Annotated in this window: 9 protein-coding genes; 7 read left to right on the forward strand and 2 right to left on the reverse strand. The window is 42.1% G+C overall.

Annotated features, from left to right (window positions below):
• The first annotated feature begins 21 nt into the window (after positions 1-21).
• The 3 genes from G586_RS0120415 to G586_RS25455 all read left to right on the forward strand — a co-directional run bounded on the left by G586_RS0120415 (position 22) and on the right by G586_RS25455 (position 3,700).
• Complete coding sequence (locus G586_RS0120415; RefSeq protein WP_026529185.1) at positions 22-1,389, forward strand: GH25 family lysozyme; 1,368 nt, start codon at positions 22-24, stop codon at positions 1,387-1,389.
• A 59-nt stretch (positions 1,390-1,448) separates the two neighbouring features.
• Positions 1,449-2,819, forward strand: coding sequence for an AAA family ATPase (locus G586_RS24275; RefSeq protein WP_242832077.1), 1,371 nt, complete (start codon positions 1,449-1,451; stop codon positions 2,817-2,819).
• 83 nt (positions 2,820-2,902) lie between these two features.
• On the forward strand, positions 2,903-3,700 hold the full coding sequence (locus G586_RS25455; RefSeq protein WP_051204984.1) for a DUF2442 domain-containing protein: 798 nt from the start codon (positions 2,903-2,905) through the stop codon (positions 3,698-3,700).
• Between the two features lie 64 nt (positions 3,701-3,764).
• Here G586_RS25455 and G586_RS0120435 read toward each other — a convergent pair whose 3' ends face one another.
• A complete protein-coding gene (locus tag G586_RS0120435; protein ID WP_051204985.1) occupies positions 3,765-4,424 on the reverse strand; it encodes a YczE/YyaS/YitT family protein in 660 nt (219 codons plus the stop codon).
• A 144-nt stretch (positions 4,425-4,568) separates the two neighbouring features.
• Between G586_RS0120435 and G586_RS0120440 the strand changes: the two genes are divergently transcribed.
• Genes G586_RS0120440 through G586_RS0120455 form a run of 4 tightly spaced genes read left to right on the forward strand, consistent with a single transcriptional unit; the run spans position 4,569 to position 11,004 of the window.
• The gene (locus G586_RS0120440) at positions 4,569-4,763 is read left to right on the forward strand and encodes a hypothetical protein (protein ID WP_026529187.1); all 195 of its coding nucleotides are present in this window, start codon (positions 4,569-4,571) and stop codon (positions 4,761-4,763) included.
• 20 nt (positions 4,764-4,783) lie between these two features.
• The gene (locus G586_RS25460) at positions 4,784-7,147 is read left to right on the forward strand and encodes an EAL domain-containing protein (protein ID WP_051204986.1); all 2,364 of its coding nucleotides are present in this window, start codon (positions 4,784-4,786) and stop codon (positions 7,145-7,147) included.
• 20 nt (positions 7,148-7,167) lie between these two features.
• Positions 7,168-10,185, forward strand: coding sequence for a hybrid sensor histidine kinase/response regulator (locus tag G586_RS25465; RefSeq protein WP_155834318.1), 3,018 nt, complete (start codon positions 7,168-7,170; stop codon positions 10,183-10,185).
• A gap of 39 nt (positions 10,186-10,224) precedes the next feature.
• A complete protein-coding gene (locus tag G586_RS0120455; protein ID WP_026529188.1) occupies positions 10,225-11,004 on the forward strand; it encodes a response regulator in 780 nt (259 codons plus the stop codon).
• Between the two features lie 446 nt (positions 11,005-11,450).
• Here G586_RS0120455 and G586_RS26830 read toward each other — a convergent pair.
• Positions 11,451-11,818: hypothetical protein (locus tag G586_RS26830; RefSeq protein WP_035773839.1), on the reverse strand; the 368-nt coding region annotated here is incomplete at its 5' end.

The raw sequence follows: 11,818 nt of genomic DNA on the forward strand, positions 1-11,818 counted from the left end.
TAGTTTTATATGGAGGAGTTTATGAGACTATCTAAGAAATTCTTAGCAGGCCTTTTGTCTGCTACTTTACTTTTTACGGCAGTACCTTCTATTAATGCGAGTGCTGCTAAGGTCAATTATCCCGGTACCTATACAAAACGAATAACAATTGAGAGGGTTAAACCCACTCAGACAAGTCCGCTGGATTTAATTCTTAATCCTTCGGTTACTGATGGCAATGCTGAGGTGGAGCCCCAGTCAGAGACAGTTCGTGTCATGACGGGAATGATGTTCTCCATTGCGGCTACCAGATACGGCACCGAGATCAAAACATCTAAAAATAAATCACAATTCAAATTCAAGAGTTCAAATAAGAAAGTTGCCAAGGTTACTACAAAGGGTGTGGTAACTACACTTAAGGCGGGTAAATGTGATATCACTATCACCAATAAAAAGGATGGAACCAAGTTCGTTCTTCATCTTAACGTAGCTAAGACCGTAAAGGTCAGCAGTATAAAACTCAATATCAAGAATAAAAAGATAAAGACAGAAGATATTGAGGACGAGACTTTTCAGCTTACAGCAAAGGTAAAGCCTAAAAAGTACGAGGCTGTACCTGTTCGCTGGGGAACAACCAATGATTCTGTTGCTACTGTAAATGAGAGAGGACTTGTTACTATAGAGGGATATGGCGAATGTCAGATTTACTGCAAGGCAGGTTCAAACAACAAGACAGCATACTGCAAGGTGAAGGTAATTAACCCCAATGCACCTGCTGATAGTAACAATGGTGGTTATGGAGCTTCACTTACATACAGAACAGGAAAACTTGTAGATATTTCAAGTCACAATACAGTAAATGACTGGTCAACACTTAAACAGAAGTGTGACGGTGTTATCATCCGTGTTGGTTATCGCGGATATGAGACAGGCAATATCGTTGAAGACACCAAGTTCAGAAGCAATGTTTACAACTGTCAGCAATATGGTATTCCTTACTCCTTCTATTTCTGGACCACAGCAACCAATGAAGCTGAAGGTGCAGAGGAAGGTAACTGGATTGCCAATACCATAAGCGGACTTAACATATCAATGCCCGTATTTATCGATGTAGAGAGCAGCGGAACAGGCAGAGGAAGATCCGATAACCTCAATAAGGCTCAGAGAACATCAGCTGTAAGAGCTGCAGTTCAGCAGCTTAATAACAGAGGTGTAACCGGTGGCGTTTATTCTTCCACATGGTGGTTCGAAAACAATCTTGATATGAGCCAGATTTCATGTCCTCTCTGGGTTGCAGATTATCGCGGATACTGCGGATACCAGGGTGGAAAGTTTGCATGGCAGTATACATCAAGTGCAACAGGCTTCGGCGTTGCAAACAGATGTGATGTATCCGAGTGGTACCAGTAAAATTTTTACATGGGGGGAGCAATTATTACTTTGATGAAAAAAAGAGGAGCGATGATACAATGACAGACGATTTCATGGGGGATATTTACAAGGACTTTTTTGGACCGGGGTCCGGCGGGGACGGTAAACCTCCGGTATTTGATGATCCTAAGCAGGAAGAGAGCATCAGAAGAAAAGTAAGCAGGGATTTTGACAAATTAAAAGAGGGTAATGATCCAATAGGTCCCAAGTACCCTGAGGATAAAAATATTCTGGCGGACATGACCCGCCGCGTGGGAAATAAGAAGCAGGGCAGCGAAGAGAACAACTCTCATCTTGATGATGCGTTGGAAGAAAAGACACGTAAATATCAGGATGCAAACGAAGCCCTTGAAGAGGCAAGGAACCTTTTCAATAATATAAACAAACCGGTTCCTCCTACGCCCGCACCGACAGCTACTGCAACAGGCGATCAGGTAAAGCCTGAGGAGCAAAAGCCGGAAGAACCCGAGACCGATCCCATGGATGATCTCAATGAGCTCATCGGACTTGCATCAATCAAGCACGATGTAAAAGAGCTTACAGATTTTGCGAAGGTCCAGAAGCTCAGAAAAGATGAGGGTATGAAGTCAGTACCCGTATCACTGCACCTTGTATTTACAGGTAATCCCGGAACAGGAAAAACTACTGTTGCACGTATTATCTCAAGAATATATAAGCAAATTGGTGTCCTTTCCAAGGGGCAGCTCGTGGAAGTTGACCGCTCCGGACTTGTAGCGGGATACGTTGGACAGACCGCGCTTAAGACCCAGGAAAAAATCAACCAGGCTCTTGGCGGAGTACTTTTCATAGACGAAGCATACTCACTTTCACAGGAAAATGATGCATTCGGCCAGGAGGCAATTGATACAATCCTCAAGGCTATGGAGGATCACAGAGATGATCTCGTTGTTATCGTTGCAGGATATACAGATCCCATGGAGAAATTTATAAACTCCAATCCCGGACTGAAGTCCCGCTTCAACAAGTACATTGAGTTCCCGGATTACTCCGTGGATGAGCTTGAAGAGATATTCAACATGAATCTCAAAAAGTACGAGTACGAAGTGGAGGAGGAAGCAAAGAAGCACATCCGTCAGATGATAAGCACAAGAAAGCTTACAAGGCTTGAGAACTTTGCTAACGCCCGCGAAATACGTAACCTCTTCGAGGAAATCGTAACCAACCAGGCCCGCAGAATCGCTAAGCTTGAGAACCCCACAGCTGAGGATATTAAGCTTATCATCTCCGAGGACCTCACAGACAAAAAGAACACTGAGGAGAAGGATGAAGAAAACAAAACCACTGACGAGAATTCCTCAGAGAGCGCTAATTCCGAAGCAAAAGAAGAAGAGAAGACATCCGAAGAGACAGATAATACCTCAGACTCAAATGAAAATGTATCTGAGTGATTATGAATAATGAAAAAGTACGAGGCAGCCTTTGATGGGCTGCCTTTTTATTTGACGCACGTCAAATAAAAAGGTAATGACGTATGAAATACTTTGAAATAGTTGATGAAGAGAACAATATGTCTATTGGGACTCTGATCTATTATGAAAAAGAGCACTCGTTCATTATAGAGCTTCAGGACTATCTTGATGAATGGTCTGCACCACTCCTTTTTATGAATCATGTGAAAAAGGGAATTTTTACCATCTCACGAGAGTTCAGCCTGATGTGGGTTAAAGCGCGCATAATACCAAGTGGAAGGCAGAATATAAACTCTATTTTGGCAAACCATAAATTAAAGTCTTATGATGAGATGAAGTTTTTAGAGCTTTCACATGGAAGATGTTCACAAGATAGTCTTTACGTAAGGAAAATCCATGAACTTCCGGAGTTCGCACAAAAGAGAAGAAACACTAATCTCACGGATTGTGTAGTACTTGATGATTCAAACATACTATGCTTTTTTGAAGATAATTCTGTAAAGAAGGTTGATATGAAAAAGCTGGCTAAGCTCGACAACATAGATAAAGTTCTGAATAACAAGAGGTTATTTGATTCATGCAAGGTTGGGACCGGTGGATACTTTATCACCTTCAACGATTCTATAGACATTGACAGGAACGACCTTTATGCAGCTGGAGCGGAAATTCCACTTACTAAAAATGACTTCATGTTATTCGTGAAAAAGAATCTATTAGACACCACTGAAAGTTGCGAACTTCTGGAATGTTCAAGGCAGAATCTATCTTACATGGTTAAAGAAGGACAGCTCTCGCCAATACGAGAAAACATCAAAGGAAATCTATATTTAAAGGGCGATATTCTTAAAAATCAGTGGTAATTGCTGCATTGGTTGGCATGATGCTGAACGTCCATTTTTTTACGCCGTCATGATTACCCAAAGTTTACACCACGCTGAACACTCTCTGATGCAGGAAGCCGCCCACAGTTGTAATTGTGGGACCAAGAAGGAAGACCATGAGAATTGTGCAGGGCTCAATTCTTCCGCCTAAAAGTACACCGATAAGTACAACTAAGCCATCGAAACCGATTCTCACAAATTTGAAGGGCACATCCTTGAATATGCGCTCACTTAAGATATTCGGCATAGCATCATAGGGAGAAACACCCATATCTGCGTTCATATAAAGAGATGCGGTGATGACGAAACATAAAAGTGCCACCGCGAAAATAAGTACCCTGTAAGGTTCTTCCTTAAAAACAAATTCGGGGATGGTTCTTTTCCAGATCCATCTGCAAAAATCGGAAATGTATCCTATAAAAACCATATTTGCAATCGTTCCTGGACCTATCTGATGACGGTCGAAAAGAAGAACAAATACAAAAAGAACTGCATTCAGTAAAAGCTGCCAGGTTCCAAAAAGGATTCCCAGCTTTTCGGAAATAGTCACATTCATAAAGGTACATGGATCGGTACCAAGATTCACTTCAATCAGAAATGATAAAAAGAAACCCATGAAGAAAACGCCAAGAGCCATGACCTTAAATTTCTCCAGGAATCCCGGTTGTTTACAGTAACGAACGATACTTTTTTTAATACTCATTACATACCTCCAAAAAACACAATAAACCTATTTTGTGATATTTTTGATGGATTGTAAAGGAATAGTTTAAATAGTCTTAAAAAAACATAAAAACACTCAAAAAGGCGCTTTTTCGTTGTATGATGTTTATGTATGGAGGAGAATATGAACATTTATCTATGTAAGCCTGATGAGACTCTAAGTCAGGCACTCGAAGCAGTTATGGAAAAAGATCCTGATGGAAGGAAATTCACCTGTGATGAAGAAAAAGACAGGTGCTACATTGGGGATGAAGCATTTATCAATGCTCCTGTAATAATTAATAAAAATAATCAGTACTATGCCCTGAGGCAGGTCTGATATTAACCTGAGAGGCGTATATGCTTAAGAATGAAGAGATTGATCAGTTAACAGGACTGCCAAATCTGTATTCTTTTAGAAAAAATGCACAGAAGCTGATGGATGATCGCACAAAGACAGAGCGTGAGTTTGCCATCATTTATTTTGATGTACAGAATTTTAAAAGCTACAATTCGCGATATGGTTTTGAAGCGGGGGACCGCTTCCTTCAAAACATGGCGAAGCATATTGAGAAGATTTTTCCGGAACTAATGGTGGCCAGATTCTCTGACGACCATTTTGTTGCGCTTTCATATTTTAACAGTCTTGAATCAAGAATAGATGACCTAAGAAGAAGGGTTGTAAACTATAATCCCGATGCGGGCGTGGAGCTCCATGCGGGTATCTATGAGCTTGAGCCCGATGATACTGATATCAGTGTTGCCTGTGACAGAGCAAGAATTGCCTGCAACAGTATCAAGACCAAATATGATAATGCTTTTAGGTATTACGATAAAGAACTGGGTAATCAGCTTGATCTGGCTCACTATATTATCCATCACATAAATGAGGCGGTTTTGAATGGTTACCTTCGCGTGTACTATCAGCCTGTTGTGCGTGTTATAACAGGAAGAGTATGCGGATTTGAGGCACTTGCCCGTTGGGATGATCCTGTCCACGGCTTTCTTATGCCTGGCGTTTTCATACCGCTCTTAGAGGATGCGCATCTTATCTATAAACTGGATGCCTTTGTGATAAAACAGGTCTGCGAGGATATCAGAGAATACATGGATCAGGGCTATCAGCCTCAGCCTGTATCGATTAATCTTTCTCGCACGGATTTTCATCAAAAGGACATGTACCGCCTTGTAAACGATGCTGTACATACGAACAAGATTCCGAAAAATCTCATTCATATCGAGGTTACCGAGAGCGCCCTTGACGATAATCAGGATGTCCTAAAAGGAACAATAGACAAGTTCAGGCGCGGTGGCTATCAGGTATGGATGGACGATTTCGGAAGCGGCTATTCATCACTTAATCTTTTGAAGGACTACGAGTTTGATGTCCTTAAGTTCGATATGAAGTTTTTGCAGAATTTCGGCTCCAATCCCAAGGAGATGGCAATCTGGGAAAATGTAATTAACATGGCTGAGGAGATCGGAATCCAGACCCTTGCAGAGGGTGTTGAAACCATGGAGGCATGGGATTTCCTTAAACGCGTGGGCTGTGAAAAGGCTCAGGGGTATTTCTTTGGACGCCCTATGAATAAATCCGAATGCATGGATTATCTCGATGAGTTCAAGGAGGAGATAAGACCTTCCAGGAGTGTGCTCCTTGAGGAAGAGGCTGCTCTTGATCGGAACAAAACCATCGTTGAGCTGAAGGATGAAGAGCCTGAAGAGGAAGAGATGGATAGGATAGGTACTATCGAGGATGAGCGCTTCATGGCGGAATCTCCGGTATATCTGACGCTGGCTGCTAGAGGCTTTGTGTCACTTTTGGAGTACAACTCATATTCACAGTTCCAGAAGCATTCATTTTTCATAGTTGCAAATCTTACGCAGGATAGTCTTCAGAGAGTTTATCTCAGCGGAAAGCGCAAGCTCCTTGATAAGGCATATCGCAGGCTGGAATCCTACCAGCAGATGATAGACGATATAGTTGAAAACACTGTTATTCAGGAAGAGAAGAGAAATGTTTCCGACTTTTTCAGTAAGGATAGATTAATCCTTGCATATCACAGTGGCATTACTTTTGATGAGATTGAATTCCACAGAATCGTGGATATAAAAATGGCGCCCAGATGGACGCATACCATATATCAGGTAATGGAGGATCATGGTGATATCATCGCCTATTTCCTCTCTTTTGACATTGACGAATTTAAGAGGTCCAAGGACCTTGTAAGACAGATGGCTGAGCGTGATGCGCTTACCGGTCTCTATAACAGACACACAGCGGTTCCGCTCATCAGAAACAGACTCTACAGACATCAGAGCGGTAAGTCTGCGATGATAATGATAGATGTTGATAACTTCAAGGATATCAATGATAAGTATGGAAGCTTTGCTGGAGACGAGGTGCTAAGGAGAATCTCGGCAAGGCTCGATGATACCTTCGGACGGGATGGAATTGTATGCCATATCGACCAGGATGAGTTCCTTGTTTTCCTTGAAAATATCCTGGTTACTAACACAGAGGATAGAATTACCGAGCTGTGCGACAATGTTTTCGGAGTCAGGTATCACGATGATAAGATTACCTTCACTGTTTCAGCAGGATATGTAATTCATCCTGAGCAGGGAAGGGGATATCACGATCTATACCGCAAAGCTGATATGGCGCTTTGCATGGCTAAAAATGCAGGTAAGGGGACAGCGATTAAATATTCAGAGAAGTGAACATCTCAGAGGTTTCCGGCATGAAACGAGAACGAGAGCGGGATTTTTACATCAGACATATCGTTGTGGTCATTCTCTTTTGCATTACAACGATTCTTACAGTTAAAAACAACATTCATATAGACAATGGTGAAGAACTGACAGCTATTCAGTATTTTTCAGTGTACTTGTTCAAGTTTTCACCACTTATTGTTCTGGCTGCATTCGAAGGCGTTACACCTGCGGTTGTATCCTGCTTTGTTCTTTTTGCCATCAAGACGGGTGTCAACAAAGAGCTTGCATTCACCACAGGTGTTTATATTGCCGGTGCATCAATCACACATTATTTCTCAATGACAGGTATGTTTTCTAAAAAGCGAAAAGCTTTTCTTGTAATGCTGTTCTATATGTTCTTTTATGGGAGCATATGGGGTGGCATTCTTGGAATACTTGCAGGAAGAGGCTTTAGGGAATTCATGCCCGACAGATCCTTTTGGTATTTCATCAATGAGCTTCCCGAGGCTTTTGTTGCCGTCGCTATAATCTATATTGTTTTGGGACAGGCTCCCAATAAGATAAAGGCGATGTTTTTCAGCGGAATTTATTACAGGACAGATGTCAATGAGCTTGCAAGAAAAATGGCTGATATCAGAAAGTCAAAGCTTAGCATGACGGTGTCCGCTATCATTTCAATTCAGGCGGTAGCACTTGGCGTTGCTGCAGCGGTTTATGCCAACACTTTGATCCCGAATATGAAACAGTCCATGGAAGGACAGATAAATCAGGAAGTTCAGGAGATAACGACAAATGCTGATTGGGCAAGCATAACAAATATCATAGCTCTTGAGCAGGTTGTAAGTCAGATAGAATCAGTAAAACAGAGCGGCTACATCAATATGAGTTTTAATAATGACACTCTGATATTTGATACAAAGCTGATACTTTTGATTCTGATAGTTGTAATTCCCATGAGCGTTATTATCAATCAATACGCACAGTTCAGGATAACGCGACCGATCATGAGGCTTGCCGATTCGGCCCAGTCATTTTATGACCTGGGGGCCAAGGGCCTTGATGAAAATCTGGACAGATTAAGGCGTCTTAATATTCACACGGATGATGAGATCGAGTATATGTACTCGACTTTTACAAAGACGGCAGAGACCATGGTGGGTTACATAAAGATGATCCAGGCGCAGCGAACTCTTGCAGATGAGCTCAGGGCGCAGCAGATGGCGAATGAGGCGAAGAACAACTTCCTCTCAAGTATGTCACATGAGATCAGAACGCCAATAAATGCTATGCTTGGATTCAATGAGATGATTCTCAGGGAGAGTAAGGACCCTGAGATAATCAAGTATGCTTCCAATGTAAACAGTTCAGGAAAACTTCTCCTTGGACTTGTTAACGACATTCTTGATTTTTCTAGGATTGAAGCGGGTAAAACGGAAATCATTCCTGTTGAGTACGACCTCAGCTCTATGGTTAATGACCTTATAAATACGGCACACATGAGAATGCAGGGGAAGAACCTGGAGCTTAAGACCGACATCTCAACTGAGATACCATGTATCCTTTTCGGTGATGAGATCCGTATTAAGCAGTGTGCAATGAATGTGATAACAAATGCCATAAAATATACTTCTGAGGGCAGTGTTACCATAATCATTGATCATAAGAAAATTGATGATGAAAATATCTCCTTAAGGTTCAGGGTTAAGGATACCGGAATAGGAATCCGCAAAGAGGATATGGATAAGCTCTTTGCACCCTTCGAGCGCATAGAGGAGAGCAGAAACAGAACCATAGAGGGCACCGGGCTTGGAATGAATATAGTAAAGCAATTACTTGCTCTTATGGATTCGAGACTTCTTGTCAGCAGTGAATATGGAAAAGGAAGCGATTTTTCCTTCGCGGTAAAACAAAAGGTTCTCAACTGGAGTCCTATCGGGGACTTTGCAGCCACCTATGAGGAGACGCTGCTTGGACAGGATACATATCATGAGAGCTTCCACGCTCCTGATGCCAGGATACTTGTAGTCGATGACACCCTCGCCAATCTGACTGTTATCCAGGGACTTCTCAAGCAGACTCAGATAAAGGTGGATACTGCAGAAAGCGGGTTTGAAGCTCTTGAAAAGGTCTGCGAGAATAAATATGACATTATTTTCATGGATCACAGAATGCCTAAGATGGATGGAATCGAGACCTTCAAGGCGATGAAGGATCTTGATGAAAATCTGAACAAGGATGTTCCTGTATATGCACTTACAGCAAATGTTATAAGCGGCGCAAGGGAAATGTACTTTAAGGAAGGCTTTGCGGGTTATATTCCAAAGCCTGTTGATTCGGCAAGACTTGAAGATACAATTCTAAAGACACTTCCAAGTGATCTCATAATAAGACCTGATGATGAGGAATTTAATTCCGTAATAGAGTCCGAGGAAATAGGAGCAGAGGACCTTGCCGCCATCGGAGTCATGACAAATGTTGAAGGAATCGACTACGAGACCGGAGCCAAAAACTGCGGAGGACCTGCGGCTCTTAAAAATGTCGCTACCGATTTTGCCCTTGCTATCGAATCTAATTCCAAATCCATTGAGGATGCATGGAAATTTGAGGATTACGATAACTATACAACCTATGTTCATGGACTGAAGAGCTCTGCAAGAGTTATAGGAGCCATGGAGTTGTCAAACCTTGCCGCCTATCTTGAACAGTGTGGCAATAAGAGGGACAAGGATGAAATAGAAAGAAGAACTCCAGAGCTTCTTGAGAGTTACAGAGCATATAGCTATTATCTCAAAGCTCTTATTGATGAGGCTTCCGGTGAAACCGAGGAAGACTTGAATAAGCCTCTCATAGAGCCGGAGGAATTAAAGGGAGCACTAAAGAGTCTTAGAGAATTTGTGGAAGGCAATTATTTTGACAGTGCGGACGACGTCGTATCCATGATGGATGACTATAGAATGCCCGATGATTTCAAGAGCACATACAAAGAGATCAAGCGGTTGTTGTCGGCTGTGGACAGAGACGGACTTTTAGAGATTTTGGATTGAGCTTGAAGATTAGTACTAATCATAGAAGGGAAGGGGTATATGGATAAAAGAGTCCTACTTATAGGAGCGTCAAAGAGTTTCATGGTAAGTGCAATTGCCAGGGGACTTCAGAAGGATGGCTTTGAGATCGTAAACTGCGAGTTTAACAAGGAGGCCATATTAAGTGTTGAGAACAAGCCTCAGCTCTATGTGCTGTACCTTGGAGATCTTGATTTGAGCGATCCTGAAAAGAACGGAATCGAACCGCTAAAATATCTCGATGAGGCAATAGATAAGGAGCGCTTTTTCCTATACGAAGTCGGAAGCCATGAAGAGCTTGATTATGCCTCAAAATTCCTCTCCGTAATTAAGGTGACTGAGACATATCTTCGCCCGCTGGATGTTCAGGAGCTTTCAAATGCGCTTAGCTCAGTTGTTCAGAGCAACGAGATATCGGAGGATCAGAAAAAGAAGATTCTCGTTGTTGATGATGACGGAACCATGCTCAGAATGATCAAGACCTGGCTCTCCGTAAGATACAGAGTGTATATGGCAAGCTCTGGACTCATCGCCCTTAATTTCCTTCAAAGTAATGATGTGGATCTGGTGCTGCTTGACTATATGATGCCAAATATGGATGGCCCGACGGTGCTCACTGAGATCAGGAAAAAGGAAAAACTTGCAAATCTTCCGGTGATGTTCCTTACCTCCAAGAGTGACAAGGAAGCTGTTGTTACTGTGGCTGCCTTAAAGCCCACAAAGTACCTTCTTAAGACAATGCCAAAGGCCAAGCTTGTCAAAGCTATAAATGAATTCTTCTATGGGCCTGAGGATAAATAGAGGTGGAAGATAGGAGTGGAGAATTAGAAGCTTCAAAATTGAAATAGGAGAATATAGATAAATAAAGTAGATGTGCTCCCTTCCAAGTAGTGCAAGATGGTTTTCCTGGCTGTTTGGAAGGGAGCATATTTTTTCTGAGTAGTGCAAGATGGATTTTCTTACCTGTATGGAAGGAAGATATCATTTCTAAGTAGTGTAAGATGGTCGGGGATTTTGCCTGTTTGGAAAGATGCATATCACGTTTTAGTCGGGGAGCTATTATTTTGAGATTCTTGATAATTGTACGCCATCCTTGACCCAATAAATCAGAATGCTTTGTTTCAGCTACCGAAGGCGATTGACTCATGAGCAACTGCAGATATTGCCTTCGGTCTCTCCGGTTTAGCATTCTGATTTATTTAGGCTCAAGGACAAGCCCTGCTTTGCAGGGTGGCTGGGAAAGTACCTCAGGCTCTTGATCTATGAGCAACTGCCAGTCTGGAAGCCGCGTAGGCAGTGAAGAGAGAAGTTTTAGCTGAATCACAACTGAGGGAATTGATCTGGGCAGTGAAATGGGAAGTTTTGATTGAATCACTGCTGAGGAAATAGAAGTGAGCAGTGAAATGAGAGGTTTTGACGGAATCACTGCTGAGAAAATTGAATTGAGCAGTGAAATGAGAAGCTTTGGTTGAATCACTGCTGAAAATATGAATGAGAGCAGTGAAATGGGAGATTTTGATTAAATCACTGCTGAAAAGATAGAATTGAGCAGTGAAATGGAAAGTTTTGATGGTATCACTGCTGAGAAATTGGAAGTGAGCAGTGAAATGGGGAG

Origin of the sequence: Butyrivibrio sp. VCD2006 (genome assembly GCF_000423925.1) — a bacterium.
Lineage (GTDB): Bacteria > Bacillota > Clostridia > Lachnospirales > Lachnospiraceae > Butyrivibrio.